This is a genomic window from Curtobacterium uvaldense (assembly GCF_028307415.1).
In the GTDB taxonomy this organism is placed as follows: domain Bacteria; phylum Actinomycetota; class Actinomycetes; order Actinomycetales; family Microbacteriaceae; genus Curtobacterium.
Map to the genome: position 1 here is coordinate 1 of NZ_JAQMHU010000040.1, position 21,511 is coordinate 21,511.

The window sequence follows — 21,511 nt, forward strand, 5'->3', positions numbered from 1 at the left end:
ATCCTCCTGCGGGCGGCAGCCGGCGCGACGTGCCCGGACACAACCGGAAGCACCTCGCGCCACGGAAACCCGTGGCGCGAGGTGCTTTCGGTTGTGCGCGAGCAGGTCGCGCCGCGCAGCGCCGCAGCGGCGCGCAGGCGCCGCCGCCGCAGCCGCGCCGCCCCTACCCGAGCACCACGCTCCACGAGAACGCCTGCGGCCACAGCTGGTGCTCCGGGAGCACGTCGAGCCCGCAGGCCCGCGACCCCAGCCCGTGCTGCGCCGCGTCGAGGTACAGGTACGCGTGCTCCGGCGTCGGCAGCTCGTACGGGTGCATCGCACGCCCGAGCTCCTGCGCGGTCCACGGCGAGAGCGTGAAGCCCGCCCGGTGCGCCCCGACGGTCGACACCGTGAACGGCCCGACCGACAGCGTCCGCAGCCCCGGCCGGTGTCCGGTCTCCTGCGGCATCGAGTAGTCCACGGTCAGCGCCCGCGCCGGCGCACTGAACCGGCCGACCCGAGCAGCACGCGACGAGTCCGCGTACGACTCCGCCGGTCCGGTCCCGAACCACGAAGCGTCCTCGTCGAGCAGCGACGCCGGCAGGTCGAACCGCACGCCGATCCGCGGCCAGGTGACGTCCCACGCCCCGAACGGCACCGCGTCGGTCTGCAGCAGCAGTCCGTCGTCGGTCAGGGTCCAGCGGTGCGTGACGTCGACGCCCCACCCGCTGTTCGCCGCCGCCACACGGACGCGCTGCTCGAGGCCGTGGTCGGTCCGCGACACCGACACGAGCCGGTGCGTCAACCGGTCGAGCCCGCGTGCACGCCACCGGACCGCCGACGCCGGAGCGGTGGGGTCGCCGACGCCCTTCGTCAGCACCGGGTCGGCCGTCTCGTACCCGCCCTGCGAGGCCAGGCTGTCGTTGTCCGTCGGTGCGCGCCACAGCTCGAGCCGCGGCCCGGCGACCTCGTGCCCCTTCCAGGACACCAGGTCACCGCGGGCGGTGAAGGTCCCCTCGCCGAGACGGTCGCCGTCCCATCCCTGTCGGGAGGCCCGGGGCACGTCCGCCGCGCGGCTCGCCACGAGCCGCTGCGTGCGTGCGACGACGTGGCCGGTGTCCGCCCACGCGGTCGGCCCCGCCAGCTCCGCCGTCACGTCGATCCACAGCTCGTCGCCGGGGGCCAGGGACGCGGCGTCCGCGGCTGCCGCGAGCACCTCGTCGGGCACCGGGACCGTGGCCGACTGCCGGGCCGCGACGACGCCGGGGGTGAAGCGGCCGCTGGCCTCCTCGACCCCGTTCCGCGACAGGGTCCAGCGGAAGCGCAGTCCTGCGGTCGATGCGGAGTGGTACCGGTTCTCGACGAGCACGGTGGTGTCCGACAGCGAGAACCGGATCGGGGCCACGACGGCCGCGAACTCCGCCAGCCCCGGCGTCGGGGAGTCGTCGGGCAGCACGAGGCCGTCCATCACGAAGTTGCCGTCGTGCACGACCTCGCCGAAGTCGCCGCCGTACGCGTAGTAGTCCTCACCCGACGCGGTCTGCGCGAGGAGTCCGTGGTCCCGCCACTCCCACACGAAGCCGCCGTGCAGTCGCGGGTACCTGTCGACCAGGTCCTCGTACTCCTGGATCTGGCCGGGTCCGTTGCCCATCGCGTGGACGTACTCGCAGTGCAGGAACGGCTTCGTCCGCTGCCGCGCGGCCTCGGCCGGACCGCACCCGAGCAGCGGGGTCTCCGGGCCGCCGCCGATCGACTCGGTCTCCTGCAGCGTCGGGTACATCCGCGAGTACACGTCGGTGTAGGCGCCGGTGTAGTCGCCCTCGTAGTGCACCGGGCGCTCGTCGTCGCGGTCGTGCACCCACTGCGACATCGCGGCGAGGTTCCGGCCGGTGCCGGACTCGTTGCCGAGCGACCACATGACGATCGACGCGTGGTTCTTGTCGCGCTCGACCGTCCGGGCGATCCGGTCGAGGTATGCGTCACGCCAGGCCGGGTCGTCCGAGGGGTTCCCGACCCAGTCGGTGAAGAGGAAGCCGTGGGTCTCGAGGTCGCACTCCAGGACCACCCAGAACCCGAGCTCGTCCGCCAGGTCGAGCACACGGGGGTGCGGCGGGTAGTGCGAGGTGCGGATCGCGTTGACGTTGTTCCGCTTCATGAGCGCCATGTCCGCGCGGGCGTGCTCCTCGTCGAAGACGCGGCCGCGCACGGGGTGGGTCTCGTGCCGGTTCACCCCGTGGAACACCACGCGCTCGCCGTTCACCAGGAACCGGTCGCCGACGATCGACACGGCGCGGAAGCCGAGGCGCAGCGCGACGGTCTCGCCGCCCGCGCGGCCGCCGGCGTCCGTGCCGGTGGAGACGGTCGCGTCGTACAGCTTCGGGACCTCGGCGCTCCACGGCTCGACGCCCTCGAGGGTGATCGGCGCGACCTCGTCGGCCGAGGCCCACGTCACGTCGACACCGAGGTCGGGCACCCGGAAGCGCACCGGGAACGCGGCGTCGAGGGTCGGGAACGTGATCGTCCCCGTGCCGGTCTCCGGCCGTCCGGAGGCAGCCGTACCGGCCGTGGCGGCGTTGCCGAGGGTCGCGGTCCAGCCGGCGCGCACGAACACGTCGTCGATCGGCGCGGTCGGTCGGGCGAGCAGGGTGACGCTCCGGAAGATGCCGGGCAGCCACCACTGGTCCTGGTCCTCGAGGTACGAGGCGGCCGACCACTGGTGCACCCGGACGAGCAGCTCGTTCGACCCCGGCACGAGCAGCGAGGTCACGTCGAACTCGGTCGCGAGTCGGGATCCGGTCGACCAGCCCACGAGGGACCCGTTCAGCCACACCCGGAAGTGCGACTCGACACCGTCGAAGCGCAGCAGCACCCGGGCCGCGGCGTCGAAGGACGCGGGTACCTCGAACGTGCGGCGGTGGTCGCCGGTCGGGTTCTCCTCCGGCGGGTGCGGCGGGTCGATCGGGAACGGGTACTGCAGGTTCGTGTAGCTCGGCGCGCCGTGCCCGTGCAGGACCCAGTGCGACGGCACGGGGAGGCTGCCCCACCCGTCCTCCACCCCCGGGAGCGGGACGTCCGCGACCGGCGACCACCGGAAGTCCCAGTCCCCGTCGAGCGACAGGGACGGGGCGTCGGTGTGCAACCAGGCCCGCGGCGCGAGCCGGGTGTCCGAGCCCGGTGCCGTCGAGGCGAGCGCGTCGAGCGCCTCGGGCGTGGTGCTGGTGGAGGACGAGTGAGCAGCGATGGTCAACCCTTGACCGATCCTTCCGTGAGGCCCCCGCGCCAGAAGCGCTGCAGGACGATGATCGCGATCACCAGCGGGATCACCGAGACGAGCACGCCGCCGGTGGTGAGCTGGTAGAACTCTGGCAGACGATCGACCTGTGCCCGCCAGTTGTTGAGTCCCAGTGTGATCGGGTAGAGCTTCTGGTCTGCCAGCATGATGAGCGGCAGGAAGAAGTTGTTCCAGATGCCGACGACCTGGAACAGGAACACGGTCACGAGCGCCGGGGTCATCTGGCGCAGCACGATCGTGTGGAAGATCCGCAGCTCGCCGGCACCGTCGATGCGGGCCTGCTCGAGGAGCGCCGTGTCGACCGAGGCGGCGGCGTACACCCGGCAGAGGAACAGCCCGAACGGGGAGACGAGGCTCGGGATGAGCACGCTCCAGTACGTGTCGGTCAGGCCCATCGTCGAGAAGAGCAGGAACAGGGGCAGCGCCGTCGCGGTCCCCGGCACGAGCACACCGCCGAGGATCGTGCCGAACACCAGCTGCCGCCCGCGGAACTCGTACTTCGCGAGCGCGTACCCGCCGGCCGCGGCGAAGTAGGTCGCCAGGACCGCGCCGACGCCGGAGTACAGGACGCTGTTCGCGATCCAGCGGACGAAGATGCCGCCGTCGTACGAGAACACCTGCTGGATGTTGCTGAACAGCGCGAACTCGCCGCCGAACCAGAACCCGTTCGTCGCGAACAGGGCGCCGGTGGTCTTCGTCGCCGCGATGACGACCCAGTACAGCGGCACGAGGAAGTAGACCGCGACGATGACGAGGATGGCCGTCACGACGATCTGCGAGCGGGGGGAGCGGTCGAGCTTGCGGCGCTGGTGCGCCGTGATCGACGTGGTGTCGACGGGCTCGGCCGCCTGCTTGGTCACTGGCGCCTCGATGGCTTCGCTGGTCATGCTTCCGCCCCCTTGCTGTCGGCCTGGAGGCGCGGCGCGGCTCCGGTGGTGGTGCTGCGGTCCGCGACGCCGGTGGCGGGTCGCGACCCGGTGGCGGACGTGCCGCGCGTCTGGAGCGCACGCCGCGCCTCCAGGCCGTCGCGCTTGGCCCGCTTCTTCTGGTCGCGCTCGTTCTTCGGCGCGCGGTTCGTCAGCGCGAGGAACGCGAACGACAGGATGAACGCGGCCAGCGCGATGATCACGGCCTGCGCGCTCGCGACGCCGTACTCGTTGAAGGCGAAGGCGTTCGTGTACGCGGCGTAGTTCGGCGTGTACTCGGTGTCGATGGCGGGCGCGACCGTCGACAGGATCTGCGGCTCGGCGAAGAGCTGCAGCGTGCCGATGATCGAGAAGACCGTCGTGAGCACCAGGGCCGGGGCGATGAGCGGGATCTGGATCCGCCACGCGACCTGGAAGGGGCCGGCGCCGTCCATCTTCGCGGCCTCGTAGACCTCGCCGGGGATCGACTTGAGCTGCGCCACGATGATGAGCATGTTGTAGCCCGTGTAGGTCCACGTGACGATGTTCGCGATCGACCACAGCACGCTGTTCGCGCCGAGGAAGTCCGGCTGCAGCCCCATCGACTGCAGCAGCGACACGATCGGCGACAGGCCGGGCACGTAGAGGAACGACCAGAGGATCGTCGCGATGACGCCGGGGACGCCGTACGGCATGAAGTAGACCGCGCGGAAGAAGGCGGGCCAGCGGGCGCTCGCCGACTCGAGCAGCAGCGCGAGGATCGTGCAGAGGACGATCATCACCGGCACCTGCACGATGCCGAACAGGAGCATGCGCCAGATCGAGCCGACGAACCCGGCGTCGTTCAGCGCGGTGACGTAGTTGTCGAAGCCGGCGAAGCGGCCGGTGACGCCGTCCTCGCCGAACAGGCCCTCGCGGTCGACGGTGGTGAAGCTCTGGAAGAGCGCGCTGATGATCGGGATGATGAACGTCAGCACGAACAGGGCGAGGAACGGGGCGAGCAGGATCCACGGGGCGCGCTTCTGGGCGCTCGTGGCCTTGGTGCTCGTGCGGAAGCCGGATCCCGGCTGGGTGGCGGTCATCGTGCGGTCCTGACGCTGAGGCCCTTGTCCTTGAAGGACTGGACGATCTCCCGCTGGGCGAGCTCGACCGCGTCCGTGAGCTTCAGCCCACCGGTGAGCTTGCGGCGGAACTGGTTCTGCAGGCTGGTGAAGGCCGACTGGGTCACGGGCGACCACGACCACTCCAGGTTCTGCTCCTGGGCCGAGGGGACGAAGACCTCCTCGTTGTAGTTCTGCCCGGAGAACCACTCGGACGGCTGCTGGCGCGCCTTGCCGATGTAGTCCTTCGCCGGGGACCACCCGATGCCGCAGTACTTGATCATCGCGTCGACGCCCTCCTTCGAGGTCGTCATCCACGTGATGAACTCGAGCGCTTCCGCCGGGTGCTTCGCGTTCGCCAGCACGGCGGCCGTCGAGCCGCCGATCGAGCTCGAGCCGTAGCCGGTGCCGCCCCACGTCTGCATGGGGGCGACCTTCCACTTGCCCTCGCCGCCCTGCACGGACTGGATGAGGGCGTCGCCCCAACTCGCGCTCGTGACCGCGGCGATCTTGCCGCTCGCGGCGGCGGCGTACCAGCCCGGGGAGTACGCCCCCGCGCTCGTGTCGACCAACTTGTCGTCGATCACCCCGTCGAAGAACTCGGCGACCATCATCGTCTTGTCGTCGGTCATGTCGACGACCCAGGCGTCGCCGTCGGTCCGGAACCAGCGCGCGCCCGCCTGCTGCGCGTACGCGGCGAAGGGCGAGGCGTCGGCGACCGGGAACACCTCGAGGTAGTTGCCGTTGCCCGTGCCGCGCACCTTGTCGGCCAGGTCGCGCCACTCGTCCCACGTCGTCGGGGGCTGACCGCCGGCCTGCTCGAGGATCGCGGTCTGGTAGTAGAAGCCCATCGGGCCGGTGTCCTGCGGGATGCCGTAGACGCCGTCGACGAACTCGACCTGCGACCACGCGGCCTCGTCGTACTTCGACTGCACGTCCTTCGCGCCGTACCGGGCGAGGTCGACCAGGCCGTTCGCGAGCATGAACTCCGGGATCTGCCGGAACTCGACCTGCCCGATGTCCGGACCGCCGCCGGCCGCGAGCGCGGAGTACATCTTCTGGTACCCGCCCGCGTTGCCCCCGGGGATCCAGTTCGCGGTGACCTGGATGCGCGGGTTCTTCGCGTTCCAGACGTCGCAGACCTTCTGGAGGTCCTTGAGCCACGCCCAGTAGGTGATCTGGACGGTCTCGCCACCGGCGGCCGCGGGGACCAGCGCAGCCTTGTTGACATTCGTCGATCCCGGGACGGCGCACCCGGCGAGCAACCCCGCCGCAGCTGTTCCGAGTCCGAGTCCGAGCAGGTTCCGTCGTGACAGGACGGTTCTCGATGGGATGGGTGTCATCACGGCTCCGGTTCGTCGTTGAGCGGGGTCGGAGCCAGCAAAGCACAAAACCGAGCGAGGCTGTGCATTCCTGAAGTATCCACAGAACGTCGTGACCGAACCGTGGCCCGGTGCCTCCGGCGAGCGCGGCGGCGCGCGACGGCGCGAGACTCGGTTCCGCGGACACGTTCGCGGTCGCGGCGACGCGAATCCGTCCGCTCACGCGAGCCTCGGAGCGAGCCGTCGGCGCCCCGTCCCGCGCTGGCTGCGTGTTCGCTCCGACCTCCGAACGTGGTCAGCGCCGAGCGCGCACCGTGGTCAGCACGCACAACACCGAAGCCGCAGGCGGCCCGACAGCGACGTCGGCGGCACCGACGCAAAGGGGCAGGCGATGACCGATCGCGGCAACAGCACGCACGGACCCGAGCTCGACGACCAGCTCGCGCACGAGGCGCAGAGCATCGTCCAGGGGCACGGCAGCAACGCACACGTCGAGGAGTTCCGGCAGTCCGAACCGGTGCCCGACGACACCGACGACGCCGAGACGGTGACGGCCTCCGGGTACGACGGCGAGCTCGAGGGGTCGTTGCAGGACGACGGATCGGGCGTCGGCGGGGGATCGGACGCCGTCTTCACGACCGAGACCGACGAGGAGGGCGAGCGCTGATGGCCCAGACCACCCGCGAGACCAGCGCCCTGCAGCCCGAGATCGTCCAGGCGCTCCAGACGCCGGGCACCTGGACGTGGGCCTACGTCGACGCGTCGGGCAACCGCGAGGACCCGCGCCGCATCGCCGCGCTCCAGCGTCGGACCGTCTCCGATGCGCTCGCGGGGCAGGGCTGCTCCGACCGCGCCGCACAGATCATCGAGGAGGAGCTCGTCGAACAGCCCGGTGTCCCCGCACCCGTCGCCCGCTACGTGCTCGTCCGCGACGACGAGCTCGTGCTCAGCGAGGTGCTGCCCGGGCACCTGCACGGCCAGGAGTCGATCGGCACCGGCGCCGTCCCCGACCTGCTGCCCCTGCTCGCCCACCGGCCCTTCGACCTGCCGTTCCTCGTCGTCACCGTCGGACGTGAGGGCGGCGGCTTCCGCAGCTACCGACTCGGGCACGCCCCCACCGGCGCCGCCGAGGACGAGCAGCGCGTGCAGGGCCGGACCGACACGCTGCACAAGGCGAAGTCCGGTGCCGGGTGGAAGCAGCCGCACTGGCACCAGCACGCCGAGGAGATCTGGAAGCAGACCGCCGGCGAGGTCGCGGCCGCGATCGAGGAGACCGTCCGGGCGACCGCGCCCCGGCTGATCGTGCTCGCCGGGGACATCCGTGCCCGCGAACTCCTGCGTGGTGAGCTCTCGACCTCGACCAGGGCGCTGGTCACCGAGGTCGCGGTCGACCCGCGCGCCGACGACGCCTCCGAGAAGGCGCTCGTGCAGCACGTCGACCTCGCCCTCGCCCGCGTCCTGGCGTCGCGGCGGCACGACGTGCAGGACCTGCTCCGCACGCACGAGGGCCGCGGGGACAACGAGAGCGTCAGCGGGATCGGTGCCGTCGTGTCCGCGCTGCAGCAGGCCCAGGCAGCCGTCGTCACGCTCGACGCCGGTGCGCTCGGGGACCGGACGCTGTACGCGCTCGATGCCGCACCCTGGGTCGCCACCGCTCCCGAGCAGACCGCGGGGGCGTCGGTGCTGGGGCAGGTCCCGGCGGTGTGCGCACTCGTCCGGGCGGTCGTCCTGACCGACGCCGAACTCGTCCTGGTGAACGCGGCGTCGCTGCCGAGCGGTGCCCCCGCGTCCGCGCTCCTGCGCTGGCCGGTCGGTCCCGCCGTCCCTGCCTGACCCCGTCCGCCGCGGAGGCCCCTCGCACGGACGCCCCTTCCGCGGGACGCAACGTCGGCGGTTGCTCGCAGCGGTACACCCCTGCGAGCAGCCGCCGACGTTGCGTGTTGCGGGCGGTGCTGGGCGTCAGTCGTGGGAGACGTCGGCGCGCGGGACGACCGGCAGCGCGAGCAGGGGGAGCGCGGCCACGATCGCGAACGACGCCGCGAAGCCGAGCACCCCGACGAGTGCACCGACACCGGGGCCGACGGCGCTCGCCGCCAGGAACTGCCCCGTGTTCTGCGCACCGAGCGCCCGGCCCGACCACGAGGGCCCCGCCGCCTCGGCCACCGACGTGTAGGCGAGGCCGTTGTCCGCCACGGTGACGCTCGTGGCGATGACGAGGAACACCGCCGCGGGCGCCCAGTGCGACACGTCGACGAGCGCGAGTGCGCCCATGACGGCCGCTGCGGCCACCGCGACGACGCGCAACGGCCCGACCCGGGAAGCGACGCGGTCGCTCCAGGCGCCGACCAGGATGCGCCCGACGGCCCCCACGAACTGCGAGGCGCCGACCAGCAGTCCGGCCGCAGGCGTCGACCACCCGAGGCCCACCAGCCAGACCAGCCCGTACGTCGAGAGCGTGAACTGCGGCACGACGAGCAGCACCGACACGAGGTGCACCCGCCACAGGAACCCGGACGCCCGGTACGGGTTCGCGGGGCCCGCGTCGATCGTCGCGGTCGCCGCCGCTGCCCGGGCCTGCCGAGGCCGTGGGGGATCGACGATGCCGACGGCGCAGAGCACGGTGAGCACCGCGCACAGCACGAACGGCAGCACGAGTGCGGTCCGGACACCGTGCGTCTCGGTCAGCAGCGGCACCGTCACGGCAGCGAGCGTCACGCCGAGCGGCTGCGACATCTGCCGGATGCCCATCGCGAGACCGCGGCGCTCCCTCGGGAACCACCCGACCACGACCCGTCCGCTCGCCGCGTTCGTCGAGGCACTCGTCATGCCCGCCGCCAGGAACGCGACCCCGAGCAGCAGTGGGTCGCCCGCCGTGACCCACGCCGCGACGACGGTCAGGGTGGTCAGCGCGAGTCCGCCGGCGATCACCACCCGTTCGCCGACGCGGTCGGTCACCGCGCCCCAGGCGATGAGGGTGAGGACGAGGCCGATCGTCGAGGCGGCCGCGAACAGTCCCGCCGACGCGAAGGGCATCCCCTGCGCCAGCAGGTGCGGGATGAGCAGCGCCGGGGCGGAGACGACGAGGGTCCCGGCGGCCTGTGCCGCGACGCCGAGCGCGAGCATGGTCCACGCCCTGGCGGGGACGACGGGCGGAGCGGCGGTGGTGGTCTGCGCGGGCACGTCGTCTCGATCGGGGAGCGGTTGGTGTACCAGGACGGTATACCAACACGCGTCGATCTGCACTACGCTGGTCCGCCGTGACCGAGACGACCGAGACCGCCGCGCCCGTCTCGCAGACGAGCCAGCTCTACGACAACCTGCGCGCGGCGATCCTGACCCTCGACATCGCCCCCGGAGAGCGGATCTCGGAGCGCGGACTCGAGGGACGCTTCCACGCCTCGCGGACCCCCGTGCGCGCTGCGCTGTCACGGCTCGAGCGCGAGGGGCTCATCCTCCACGAGGGGCGGTCGTGGACGGTCACCCCGATCGACCTCGACGAGATCGCGTCGCTCGCCGAGCTCCGCGGCGTGCTCGAACCCGCCGCGGCGCGTCTCGCCGTCGAGCGCGCCTCCGCCGAGCAGCTCGATGAGGTCCGTGCGCACCTCGACCAGCTCCGCAGCACACCCGACCGCGAGGCCGGGATCCGCATGGGGTCGACGTTCCACCTGGACCTCGCCGCGCTCGGGGGCAACCGCTTCGTCACCGATGCGATCGCCGACGCCCTCACTCGACTCGAGCGGACGCGGTGGATCGAGGTCCGCACCGCAGAGGCGCGCGAGGCCGCGTGGGACGAGCACAGCGCGATCCTCGAGGCCGTCCGTGCAGGCGAGGCCGACCGCGCGGCCGAGCTGCTGGCGGCGCACGTCGCGGGGACCAACGACCGCCTGCTCGCATTCATCGCGCAGGAGCGACGGCGCCTGCGCGGTGCGGGCATGGCGATCGTCGGCAGCCCGGAGCTGCTCGGCGACGGCGAGCCGGTCGCCACCCAGGCGCACTGACCACGAGGCGCACTGACGCGCGCCGGCACGCGCGCTGACGCAGCCGCTCCGACCCCGAACGGTCGGTCGCGGTGGCCGATTCCGCGCTGCGCTGGCCGATCAGTCACGGACCGATGGTCCTGCTCGTGTTCGTCCCGCGCCTCGCGGCGCACGGAGTCGGATGGACTGTCGACTCTGCGTCGGGCGCATGTCCTGAGCCTCGTACAAGGTGCGCGACCAGCGCGTTGAGAGGGCGCTCGAGGTGTCGGTACGCCAGCGGAGCGACCAGCACGGGTGCCACGACCGCGAGGGACACCGGGATCGGCCACGGAGCCGCTGGTGCGATCGCCTGGACCAACCACACGACGCCCGGCCCGATCAGCGGATGCAGCATGTAGAGCGAGTACGAGGTGGTGCCTCCGTACACGAGCCATCGGGGGATGTACGTGCGGATCGCGGAGTCGTACCGAACCGCAGCGCAGAGCAGCGCGGAGATCGTGAAGAAGGAGACGCCGGCGGAAGCGCTGGGTTCGCCTTCCTTGACGGAGTGCAGCAGGGCGATGAACGCGGACAGCGTGACGATCGCGGCAACGGTGTGTACGACGGGCTTCCGCCCCTGCCGTGCGATCAGCATGCCCGCCAAGAAGCAGAGGACCGCCGGGTCTGCGTAGAACCACATCGCAGAGCCCGACTCGGGGCGGAGGAGCCAGAGCAGGGACGCGCCGCAGAGTACTGGGGCTGCGAGTCGTACCGGATCGACCCGCAGGAGCAGCGCGGCAGCAACGAGCACGTAGAACGATGCTTCGAAGACGAGTGTCCAGCCGACGCCCCAGACCGGCTGGAGGTCTCCCGCTTCGTTGCGGACCGGGATGAACAGCAGCGAGCGCAGGACCGTCAGGGGATCCGACTTGGCGTTCGTCATCTGGGAGGCGAACATCCCGGTGAGGACCAACTTGACCACGGTCATCGTCCAGTAGAGCGGGACGATCCGCGCAAGGCGCTTGCGGAGGAAGCGAGCGGCCCTGACCTGGCCGCTCGTCGCCAGCTCGCGATCGGTGACGAAGACCATCACGAACCCGCTGATGCTGAAGAAGAGCCAGACGCCGAGGTGGCCGAGGTCCTCGGCGTTGAGCCAGACCCCTGGGAAGCGCTGCGCGGTGTACGCGCAGGCGTGCACGATCACGACCAGAACCGCCGCGAGGAACCGAAGAGCCTGCACGGATCGGAGCTGGTTGCGCATCCCACCAGTGTACATGTTGAATTTTATATATTCAACTTCGTCGACATTCCCCTGAGCGCTCGTCCAAGGTCGCTGCGAGGAGCATCATCGGCGCGGACGGCGCCCGTGGGTGACTGGAGATCGCTGCCGTTCCTGTGCCGCCGGTGGACCGTCTGTCCGATGGTCTGCTGGAAGGTGGCCCCCGCTTCTGCGACATCCCGGTTCGGATGTCGAAGCGCTCGTTCAGTGGAGCGGGCGTGCGCACCGACACATGCTGGACCACGTCTGTCACTGGGAGATCGGCCGGGAGGCACCGGCCGGACCGACGAGGCGGACCCGACCCGTGCCTCCCGGCTGGTCAGGCCCTGGTCGTGGGTTCCTCGGACCCGTCGATCTCCTGGGCGGACAGCGTCGCGCCGTGCTCGGTGTGGTCGAGGAGCGCGTCGCGCACCTCGGCCTCGTCGGTGGTGAGTCGGATGGCGTGCTTGCTGCCGGACCGCGTCTGCTGGGACATCGAGAGTTCCTCCTGTGTGCGTGGGCACCGTCGTGGTGCGCTTCCTCACGGGACGTTCTGAGGTCGCAACAGTCTGCGCTCGCCCCTCCGCGGAACGCAAGGGGTGTCGGCCGGCCTGTGGAGGAGTCGGAGCCGGGCCCGTGCCTAGGATGGTGCGGCCGCGCACCGGTGCTGCGGCCGGGTGGACGTCGGACGGGAGGCACGGCATGAGCGCGCAGCGCACCGCACCTCCCACGGTCTACGACGTCGCGTCCCAGGCCGGCGTGTCCATCGCCACCGTCTCCCGCGTGCTCCGCACGCCGGACGCCGTCCGTGAGGGCACCCGCGACCGCGTGCAGGCGGCGATCCGGAGCCTCGGCTACGTGCCGTCCGGCAACGCACGCGCCCTGGCCGGCAAGCGGACCGGCGTGGTCGGCCTGCTGCTGCCCGGGTTCGACGTCGTCCCGGACGAGCGACCCGACCTCGTCACGGACGGTGGCGTCCGGGTGGTCGACGACCGACGCCACGTCACGCAACCGTTCTCGTCGAACCTGTACTTCGACGAGGTCCTGCGCGGTGCCGAGACCGAAGCGTGGCAGCGGGGGCTCGCCCTGATGGTGGCGGCCGGGCGCGGGTCCTCGCGGGACGTCATCGTGAACGACGTCGCGGGTCGGGTCGACGGCCTCGCGGTGCTCGCGCAGACGGTGCCCGACGACCTGCTCGAGCACGTCGCCCGGCGCATCCCGGTCGTGGTGCTCGCGGACGACCGGCGCTCGCACGGCTTCGACTCGGTGAGCGTCGACAACGCCGCTGGCATGCGCACGCTCGCCTCGCACGTGATCGGTCGGCTCGGGATCCGCTCGCTGGCGTACCTGGCGGGGCCGATCGACTCTCCGGACGACATCGAGCGTTCGGCGGGCTTCCGCCAGGCGCTCGCCGACAACGACCTGGCGGCGTCCGACGTGCGGGTGGTGCACGGCGACTTCGGGCGCGCACGGGCTCGTGAGCTCGCGTCGGCCCTGTTCGACGGAGTCGACGTCCCCCGCGGGGTGATCTGCTCGAACGACCAGTCCGCGCTCGGCGTGCTCGACGCCGCCGGGGCGCGGGGGCTGCGCGTCCCCGAGGACGTCGTGGTGACCGGCTTCGACGGCATCGACGCCGGGCGCTTCTCGACGCCGCCCCTGACGACGGTGCACCAGCCGATGGGGGAGCTCGGTCGTGCGGCCGTCCGGGCGATCGTCGACCGGTTCGAGCGGCGCGACGGGCCCCCGCGCGCTGTGCGGCTGCCGGTCGAGGTGCTGCTGCGCGAGAGCTGCCCGCCCTCGATGTAGGCGTCGCCGGGTCGGGATCTGGCCCTGGCTCAGGTCGCACGACATGCCGCCGACTGCCGCTCCGGTCGCACGACTTGCCGTCTGTACGGCGAACGGGCGGCATGTCGTGCGACCGGAACGCTCGTGGACGGCCCTCGGTCGTGGCGACCACCAGAAGGGACCGCAGTTGCGGAGCGCGATGTAAGCGCATACATTGGGCGGAGCACCCACTCGACACGGAGGTCGACCGAGCAATGACGCTTCCCCCACAGCGCACGCGCGGGCACCGCGACCCGCGCACGGACGGACGGCGGACGCCACCGGCGCCGCACACCCCCGCCCGCCGGCGCGGCCGCATCGCCGCCGCCATCGCCGGACTCGCGGTCGTGGCCCTCGTGGCCACCGGCTGCAGCATCCAGGTCCGCTCCCAGCCGGACCCGAGCATCGGCAAGGACACGATGCTCATCAACGCGGACCGTGGCAACCCACTGTTCGACCGTAACTTCAACCCGTACATCCCGAACGCCCGCACCGCGAGCAAGTGGATGTACGAGCCGCTCATCGAGATCAACCCGCTCGACGGCAAGGGCACCCCGTGGCTCGCGAGCTCCTGGGAGCTGCCCGACGCGCGGACGATCGACATGACGATCCGCAAGGGCGTCGAGTGGTCCGACGGCACGCCGTTCACCCCCGAGGACGTCCTCTTCACGTTCGACCTGCTCAAGAAGTTCCCGGCGATGGACGTCAAGGGTGCCTGGCAGCACATCGACCGCATCGAGCGGGACGGCGACCACCTGGTCTTCCACCTCAACGGCGAGGACGTCCCGAGCCTCAACATCATCGGCGCGACCTACATCCTCCCCGAGCACCACTACGGGAAGGTGAAGGACCCGGTCACCTGGCGTGACCCGAACCCGGTCGGCACCGGTCCGTTCGTCCTGGGCAACTACTCCGACCAGCAGTACTCGATGGACAAGAACCCGACGTACTGGCAGGCGGACAAGATCGCGATCGAGCACCTCGTGCTCCCCGCGACGAACACGCAGCTCGACACCGTCACGCGTGGCTACGACTGGGCGTACTCGTTCATCTCGGACGTCAAGGGCACGTGGGGGGCCGCGTCCGACACGAACCAGTGGTGGTTCCCCGCCGGCGGCGTGATCGGTCTCATCCCGAACCTGACGAAGGCGCCGTACGACGACGTCAACGTGCGCAAGGGCATCTCCTACGCGCTCGACCGCGACGGCATCGCCGAGACCGCCTCCGAGGGCAACCTCAGCGCCGCGGGTCAGACCGGCCTGATCCTGCCGAACCAGGAGCAGTACCTCGACCCGTCGATCCCCGACAAGGGGATGATCACGCAGGACACCGACCGCGCCCTCGCCGAGTTCGCGAAGTCCGGCTACGAGCAGCAGGGCGGCAAGCTCGTCAAGGACGGCAAGCAGCTCGAGATCAACCTGATGACCGCGAACGGCTACTCGGACTGGCTCCGTGCCGCACAGCAGGTGCAGCGTGACCTCGGGAAGATCGGCGTGAAGGTGCAGATCCAGGCACCGCAGCCCGCCGGCTACCAGCAGAACATCAACAACGGCAAGTTCGACATGGCGATGGGCGGCATGGGGAACGGCGACGTCTTCCAGGCCTACAACTCGCTGCTGTCGAGCGACTTCTACCAGCCGGTCGGCAAGTCGACGGTGAACAACTTCGAGCGGTACAGGAACGCGGACACCCAGAAGCTCCTCGACGAGTACCGCGGCACGACCGACCGTGCCGAGCAGCAGCGGATCCTGGACCAGCTGCAGGCCATCGTGTACGACGACCTGCCCGTGATCGGCATGTACTACGGCGGACTCTGGGGCCTGTTCAACACCGGCAAGTTCGTCGGCTGGCCGAGCGCCGAGGACCCGTACATGGCTCCGCAGAACTACGACTCCGCACCGCTGCTCATCTTCACGAAGCTCCGGCTCCGTGACAGCGCAGCAGGCAAGCAGATCCTCGAAGAGCAGAAGACGCAGCAGAAGGAGGCGGGCAAGTGAAGTACATCCTCCAGAAACTCGTCCTCTTCGTCCTGACCCTCTGGGCCGCGGTCACGCTGAACTTCGTGCTCCCGCGCCTCATGCCGGGCAGCCCGTCCGACGCGGCGCTTGCGAAGCTCAGCCAGAACGGTCCGGTCACCGACGCCACGAAGAAGGCCATCGAGGCCCAGCTCGGCGTCCCCAGCGGCAACCTCTGGGACCAGTACGTCAGCTACCTGCACCAGGTCGTCACCCTCGACTTCGGCACGAGCTACACGTTCTACCCGCAGCCGGTCGGTGACCTGGTCGGCCGCGCACTGCCGTACACGCTCGTGCTCGTCGGCACGGTGACGGTCCTGGCGTTCGTCATCGGCACGCTGATCGGTGTCGCTGCGGCGTGGAAGCGCGGCACGTGGCTCGACTCGCTCCCGACCCTGTCCGGCAGCTTCATGTCGACGTTCCCGTACTTCTGGACGGCGCTCCTGCTGCTGTTCTTCCTCGGCTACGTCCTGCACTGGTTCCCGACCACCGGGGCGTCGTCCGCGACGAGCGTCCCGGGCTGGAACGGCACCTACATCGGCGACGTCCTGCGGCACGCGGTCCTGCCGGCCGTGACGATCCTCGTGACGAGCCTCGGCGGCTGGATCATCGGCATGCGCAACGCGATGATCAACACCCTCGGTGACGACTACGTCACCTTCGCCGAGGCCAACGGCCTCCGCGGTCGCACGGTCGCCGTCCGGTACGCCGCGCGCAACGCGATCCTGCCGAACCTGACCGGCTTCGGCCTGGCGCTCGGTGGCGTGGTCGGCGGCTCGGTGCTGGTCGAGCAGGTGTTCGGCTACCCGGGCATCGGCTACCTGCTCTTCAACGCCGTGATCGGGCAGGACTACCCGCTCATGCAGGCCCTCTTCCTGATGATCACCGTGTCGGTGCTCATCGCCAACTTCATCGTGGACGTCCTGTACGGCGTCCTGGACCCGAGGACGCGCCGATGACCGACAACGCGACCGTCGCAGTACGGACCCAAGACAAGCAACAAGACCAGGGCGACCAGCAGGCCCCCTCCAAGCTCCGATCAGCAGGACGACAGTTCGGCGTCGTCTGGAGCAACACGAAGGCCCGCATCGGCCTGTGCATCCTCGGCACCTTCGTCCTCATCGCCCTGTTCGCCCCGCTCCTCGCCCCCTACGGCGGCAGTCAGAACGGCTTCGCGCGGAATGCCGACGCCAGCTGGGCGCACTGGATGGGTACCACCGCCGCCGGCGAGGACGTCCTCTCCCAACTGATCTACGGCGCCCGGGTCTCCGTGCTCGTCGGCGCGGTCGCGGGCCTCCTGTCCACGCTCGTCGCCGTCGCGATCGGCCTGAGCTGGGGCTACATCCGCGGCTGGGTCGCCGAGGTCATCGGGTTCATCGTGAACCTGTTCCTCGTCATCCCGGGCCTGCCGCTCATGATCGTCATCGCGGCCTACCTGCAGAACGGCGGCATCGCGGTGATCATCGCCGTGATCGTCGTCACCGGCTGGGCCTGGGGTGCGCGCGTCCTGCGCAGCCAGACGCAGTCCCTGCGCAGCCGCGACTTCGTCACCGCGGCGCAGTTCTCCGGTGACGGTGCGACGCGCATCGTGTTCCGCGAGATCCTGCCGAACATGACGAGCCTGATCGTCGGCAGCTTCTTCGGCGCGGCGACCAGCGCGATCCTCGCCGAGGCCGGTCTGGAGTTCCTCGGACTCGGCGACTCGTCGATCGTCAGCTGGGGCACGATCCTCTACTGGGCGCAGAACTCGAACGCACTGCTCACCGGCCAGTGGATCCTGCTGTTCGCCCCCGGTCTCTGCATCGCCCTGCTGGCGATGAGCCTCACCCTCATCAACTTCGGCGTCGACGCCGTGTCCAACCCGCGGCTGCGCGAGGGCGCGCGCCGCAAGCGCAAGGAGGTCACCGCATGAGCGGCGCAACCAGCGACGGCCTGGAGGCCCGTGGCGGCACCGCCACGCGCCTCCCGTCCGACGGCACCCAGGCCGAGGTCCTGCTCGACGTCCGCGACCTGTCCGTCGTCTACGAGTCGGCCGGCCAGACGGCCGTCCAGGCCGTCGACCACGTCTCCTTCCAGCTGCGCAAGGGCGAGTTCGTCGGCCTGGTTGGCGAGTCCGGCTCGGGCAAGTCGACCCTCGGCTACGCGCTGACCCGGCTGCAGAAGCCGCCGGCGCGCACCAACGGCGGCAGCATCGTCTTCGGCGGGGCGGACATCCGTGACCTCGACGACGAGGCACTCCGGCAGCAGCGCCAGGGCGGCTTCGCGATGGTGCTGCAGTCCGGCATGAACGCGCTCAACCCGGTGCGCACGATCCGCAACCACTTCATCGACGTCTTCAAGGCCCACGGCCACGTGCCGCGCGAGCGCTGGGACGCCCGGATGCGGGAGCTCATCGGCAAGGTGAAGCTGCCCGAGACGATGCTCGCGCGGTACCCCGGCGAGCTCTCCGGCGGCATGCGGCAGCGCGTGTCGATCGCCCTCGCGCTGTCGCTCGAGCCGCAGCTCATGGTGTTCGACGAGCCGACCACGGCCCTCGACGTCCTCGTGCAGCACGCGGTGATGGACACGATCATCGAGCTGCAGCGGTCCGAGGGGTTCACGGCGATCCTCATCAGCCACGACCTCGGCATCGTGCTCGAGGCCACCGAGCGCGTGCTCGTCATGCACGAGGGGCGGATCGTCGAGGACGGCCGGTCGCTCGAGGTCCTCCGCGACCCGCAGGACGACTACACGAAGATGCTCCTGTCGCACTACGCCGATCCGCGCGCGGAGGTCGTGTCGCTGCCGGGCTTCCCCGATCGGTCGCAGCGGTCGGTCTCCCGTCAGGAGACGACCTCGTCGTTCGCCACCGTCGGGTCGCGTGAGCGCAGTGCCGCGAAGAACCCGATCGTCGTCGACCACCTCGTGAAGACGTACCCGGCACCCCGCCGCGGTGAGCAGCCCGTGCAGGCGGTCCGCGACGTGTCGTTCACCCTCGAGCCCGGGCAGTCGCTCGCCCTGGTCGGCCAGTCCGGCTCGGGCAAGTCGACCATCGCGAAGATGCTCACCGGCGTCGAGCAGCCGACCTCGGGCACGGTGCGCTTCGGCGACACGGACGTGGCGAAGCTCGGGAGGCGCGGTCTGAAGGACCTGCGCTCCGAGGTGCAGATGGTGTTCCAGGACCCGTACGCGGCGCTCAACCCGCTGCACACGGTGGAGTACATCCTGTCCCGGCCGATCGCGAACTACACGGGACTCCGCGGGCGGGAAGCCCGTCGCCGGATGCTCGAGATCCTCGAGACCGTGGGCCTGACCCCCGTCGAGCAGTTCGCGCAGAAGCTCCCGCACCAGCTCTCCGGCGGGCAGCGGCAGCGCGTCGTCATCGCCCGGGCGCTCGCGAGCGACCCGCAGGTGATCATCGCCGACGAGCCCGTCTCGATGCTCGACGTGACGCTGCGCGCCGGCGTGCTCGCGCTGCTCGAGGACCTGCGGGAGCAGTGGGGTGTCTCGCTCCTCTACATCACGCACGACCTGCTGAGCGCGCGGCTCATCACCGACGACATCATGGTGCTGCACGACGGCGCGGTGGTCGAGCGGGGCCGGACGGCCGACGTGCTGCAGCACCCGCAGGACGACTACACGGTCGCGCTGTTGGACGCGGTGCCCAACCCGCGGCGGACACTGCTCGCATGACCACGGTGCACGAGTTCCCGTCCGTCCCGGCCTTCGGGCACCTCCCCACGCCCGAGGGTGTCGACGTCGTCGGCATCGACCTGCCGGTCGGGCGGCTCACCGCCTACCGGGTCGTCCCGTCCGGACCGTCGAAGGGCGTCGTGCTCGTCGTCCCCGGGTACACCGGCTCGAAGGAGGACTGGCGCACCTTCATGCCGCTCCTGCGCGAGGCCGGCTGGACCGCGGTCGCGATCAGCCGCCGCGGTCAGGCGGACTCGGCGGCACCGACCGCACCGTCCGACTACGCGTTGGACGAGGAAGCGGCCGACGTCGTCCGGGTCGCGGCACTGCTCGACGACGGCGCGCCCGTGCACCTGATCGGGCACTCGCTCGGCGGGGTCATCGCCCGCGAGGCCGCCATCGCCTCGCCGCAGTCGTTCCGGTCCCTCGTGCAGTTCTGCTCCGGCCCGTACGGCTGGCCCTACCGCAAGGTCACCGAGCTGACGATCCTGCACGACACCGACGGCAACCTCCGCCAGCTGTTCGACGCGACGAACCCGCTCTGGGCGTACCGACCCGACGAGGAACTCCCCGACGACGCCCGGATGGTCCGCGACCGCTTCGACGCCACGAGCCCGCTGAGCGTCGTCGCCGGCGGGCACATCCTCGAGGACCACACCGACTCGTCCGCCGAGCTCCGCGCGACCGGGCTCCCCGTCCTCGTGGCGCACGGCGAGTGGGACGGTGCCTGGCCGATCCCGTGGCAGCGGCAGATGGCGGAGGACACCGGCGCCCGCTACGAGGTCGTCCCCACGAGCTACCACGGCCCCCACGTCGAGAACCCGACCGCGACCATCGCGCTCTTCGACTCGTTCTTGACGAGCACTGACTCGTCGCAGCACTGAAAGGACCCATCATCACCACGCTGCAGTTCCCCGACGGCTTCCTCTGGGGTGCCGCCACCGCCGCCCACCAGATCGAGGGCAACAACGTCAACAGCAACTGGTGGGTGCACGAGCACGAGCCCGACACCACCATCGTCGAGCCCTCCGGCGACGCCGCGGACAGCTACCACCGCTACCGCGAGGACATCCGTATCGCCGCCGACCTCGGCCTGAACTCCTACCGGTTCAGCATCGAGTGGGCACGCATCGAGCCCGAGCGCGATCACGTCTCCCGCGCCGAGGTCGACCACTACCGCCGCATGGTCGAGGCCTGCCACGAGGCCGGCATCGAGCCGATCGTCACCCTCATGCACTTCACCGTGCCGCGCTGGTTCGAGCGCGACGGCTTCTGGCGCGCCGACGACGCGGCCGACCTGTTCGCCCGCTACACCGAGGCCGCGCTGCCGGTCGTGCAGGACGGCGTCCGCTACGTCTGCACGATCAACGAGCCGAACATCGCGGCGATGCTCGCCGGGGGAGAGGACGCCGCCAACCTGGTCGCCTACGGCCTGCCGAACCCGGACCTGCACGTGGCGGACCAGCTGCTCGCGTCGCACAAGCGGTCCCGCGAGGTCCTGTCCCAGGTCGCCGGGCTCCAGTCCGGCTGGACCATCGCCACGCAGGCGTTCCGCGCGAACGGCGAGCCCGGCTCCGAGGAGATGCTCCGCGAGTACGGCTACCCGCGTGACGACTGGTACCTCGAGCAGGCCGCGGGCGACGACTTCCTCGGCGTGCAGGCGTACACCCGCACGCTCATCGGCGCTTCGGGCCCGGTGCCCGTCGCGGACGACGTCGAGACGACCCTCACCGGGTGGGAGTTCTGGCCGGAGGCGTCGGCCGACGGGCTCCGCAGCGCGTGGGAGCTCTCCGGCCACGTGCCGCTGATGATCACCGAGAACGGCATCGCCACCGCCGACGACTCCCGCCGGGTCGCGTACACGCAGGGCGCCCTCGAGGGGATCCACCGCTGCATCGAGGACGGCATCGAGGTCCTGGGCTACCAGCACTGGTCCCTCCTCGACAACTACGAGTGGGCCTCCGGCTACCGCCCGACCTTCGGGCTCGTCGCGTGGGACCGCGAGACCTTCGCACGCACGCCGAAGGACTCGGCCCGTTGGTACGGGAAGGTCGCGCAGGCGAACGCGCTCGAGACCCGTCGCGACTGACGCGATCCCCTGACGGACTGGAGGGGGGGGGGGGGGGGGGGGGGGGGGGCGGGGGGGGGGGGGGGGGGGGGGGGGGGGGGGGGGGGGGGGGGGGGGGGG

At 70.9% G+C, this 21,511-nt stretch carries 16 protein-coding genes and 1 pseudogene; 10 read left to right on the forward strand and 7 right to left on the reverse strand.

What is annotated here, in order from left to right:
- Positions 1-163: 163 nt before the first annotated feature.
- The 4 genes and pseudogenes from PIJ49_RS15730 to PIJ49_RS15745 all read right to left on the reverse strand — a co-directional run bounded on the left by PIJ49_RS15730 (position 164) and on the right by PIJ49_RS15745 (position 6,619).
- Positions 164-3,220, reverse strand: coding sequence for a glycoside hydrolase family 2 TIM barrel-domain containing protein (locus PIJ49_RS15730; RefSeq protein ID WP_442874655.1), 3,057 nt, complete (start codon positions 3,218-3,220; stop codon positions 164-166).
- 2 nt (positions 3,221-3,222) lie between these two features.
- Positions 3,223-4,131 (reverse strand): carbohydrate ABC transporter permease, encoded by a 909-nt coding sequence (locus PIJ49_RS15735; protein WP_374109357.1) that lies wholly within the window; start codon positions 4,129-4,131, stop codon positions 3,223-3,225.
- Positions 4,132-4,340: 209 nt separating this feature from the next.
- Positions 4,341-5,258: pseudogene (locus PIJ49_RS15740) on the reverse strand (carbohydrate ABC transporter permease); the annotation flags it as partial.
- Positions 5,255-6,619 carry an ABC transporter substrate-binding protein gene (locus tag PIJ49_RS15745; protein WP_066651907.1) on the reverse strand — a complete coding sequence of 455 codons (1,365 nt, stop codon included), beginning with the start codon at positions 6,617-6,619 and terminating at the stop codon, positions 5,255-5,257. The gene PIJ49_RS15745 and the pseudogene PIJ49_RS15740, both read right to left, overlap by 4 nt.
- A 370-nt stretch (positions 6,620-6,989) precedes the next feature.
- Here PIJ49_RS15745 and PIJ49_RS15750 point away from each other — a divergent pair, with 370 nt between their 5' ends.
- A complete protein-coding gene (locus PIJ49_RS15750) occupies positions 6,990-7,265 on the forward strand; it encodes a hypothetical protein (RefSeq protein WP_251154157.1) in 276 nt (91 codons plus the stop codon).
- Positions 7,265-8,431, forward strand: a complete 1,167-nt coding sequence (locus PIJ49_RS15755; RefSeq protein ID WP_271827030.1) for a baeRF2 domain-containing protein — start codon at positions 7,265-7,267, stop codon at positions 8,429-8,431. The genes PIJ49_RS15750 and PIJ49_RS15755 overlap by 1 nt, the downstream gene beginning before the upstream one ends.
- A 126-nt stretch (positions 8,432-8,557) precedes the next feature.
- On the opposite strand, the gene PIJ49_RS15760 is transcribed toward PIJ49_RS15755, so the two are convergent.
- Complete coding sequence (locus PIJ49_RS15760) at positions 8,558-9,721, reverse strand: MFS transporter (RefSeq protein ID WP_271827036.1); 1,164 nt, start codon at positions 9,719-9,721, stop codon at positions 8,558-8,560.
- Positions 9,722-9,855: 134 nt separating this feature from the next.
- Between PIJ49_RS15760 and PIJ49_RS15765 the strand changes: the two genes are divergently transcribed.
- On the forward strand, positions 9,856-10,596 hold the full coding sequence (locus tag PIJ49_RS15765; RefSeq protein WP_271827031.1) for a GntR family transcriptional regulator: 741 nt from the start codon (positions 9,856-9,858) through the stop codon (positions 10,594-10,596).
- A gap of 103 nt (positions 10,597-10,699) precedes the next feature.
- Here PIJ49_RS15765 and PIJ49_RS15770 read toward each other — a convergent pair whose 3' ends face one another.
- Together PIJ49_RS15770 and PIJ49_RS15775 are read right to left on the reverse strand one after the other, a co-directional pair.
- Entirely contained in the window at positions 10,700-11,815 is a 1,116-nt protein-coding gene (locus tag PIJ49_RS15770) for an acyltransferase family protein (RefSeq protein ID WP_271827032.1), read from the reverse strand.
- 337 nt (positions 11,816-12,152) lie between these two features.
- On the reverse strand, positions 12,153-12,308 hold the full coding sequence (locus tag PIJ49_RS15775) for a hypothetical protein (protein ID WP_158407723.1): 156 nt from the start codon (positions 12,306-12,308) through the stop codon (positions 12,153-12,155).
- A 206-nt stretch (positions 12,309-12,514) separates the two neighbouring features.
- Here PIJ49_RS15775 and PIJ49_RS15780 point away from each other — a divergent pair, with 206 nt between their 5' ends.
- The 7 genes from PIJ49_RS15780 (at position 12,515) to PIJ49_RS15810 (ending at position 21,412) form a co-directional block, all read left to right on the forward strand.
- Positions 12,515-13,618 (forward strand): LacI family DNA-binding transcriptional regulator, encoded by a 1,104-nt coding sequence (locus PIJ49_RS15780; RefSeq protein WP_209684160.1) that lies wholly within the window; start codon positions 12,515-12,517, stop codon positions 13,616-13,618.
- A 233-nt stretch (positions 13,619-13,851) separates the two neighbouring features.
- On the forward strand, positions 13,852-15,633 hold the full coding sequence (locus PIJ49_RS15785) for an ABC transporter substrate-binding protein (protein WP_251154154.1): 1,782 nt from the start codon (positions 13,852-13,854) through the stop codon (positions 15,631-15,633).
- Positions 15,630-16,610 carry an ABC transporter permease gene (locus PIJ49_RS15790; RefSeq protein WP_066651916.1) on the forward strand — a complete coding sequence of 327 codons (981 nt, stop codon included), beginning with the start codon at positions 15,630-15,632 and terminating at the stop codon, positions 16,608-16,610. Before PIJ49_RS15785 ends, PIJ49_RS15790 begins: the two co-directional genes overlap by 4 nt.
- Positions 16,607-17,563 (forward strand): ABC transporter permease, encoded by a 957-nt coding sequence (locus PIJ49_RS15795; RefSeq protein WP_066651920.1) that lies wholly within the window; start codon positions 16,607-16,609, stop codon positions 17,561-17,563. The genes PIJ49_RS15790 and PIJ49_RS15795 overlap by 4 nt, the downstream gene beginning before the upstream one ends.
- Entirely contained in the window at positions 17,560-19,323 is a 1,764-nt protein-coding gene (locus tag PIJ49_RS15800; protein WP_271827033.1) for an ABC transporter ATP-binding protein, read from the forward strand. Before PIJ49_RS15795 ends, PIJ49_RS15800 begins: the two co-directional genes overlap by 4 nt.
- Positions 19,320-20,207 carry an alpha/beta fold hydrolase gene (locus PIJ49_RS15805; protein WP_271827034.1) on the forward strand — a complete coding sequence of 296 codons (888 nt, stop codon included), beginning with the start codon at positions 19,320-19,322 and terminating at the stop codon, positions 20,205-20,207. Before PIJ49_RS15800 ends, PIJ49_RS15805 begins: the two co-directional genes overlap by 4 nt.
- Before the next feature lie 8 nt (positions 20,208-20,215).
- On the forward strand, positions 20,216-21,412 hold the full coding sequence (locus PIJ49_RS15810) for a glycoside hydrolase family 1 protein (protein WP_442874656.1): 1,197 nt from the start codon (positions 20,216-20,218) through the stop codon (positions 21,410-21,412).
- The last annotated feature ends 99 nt before the right edge of the window (positions 21,413-21,511 follow it).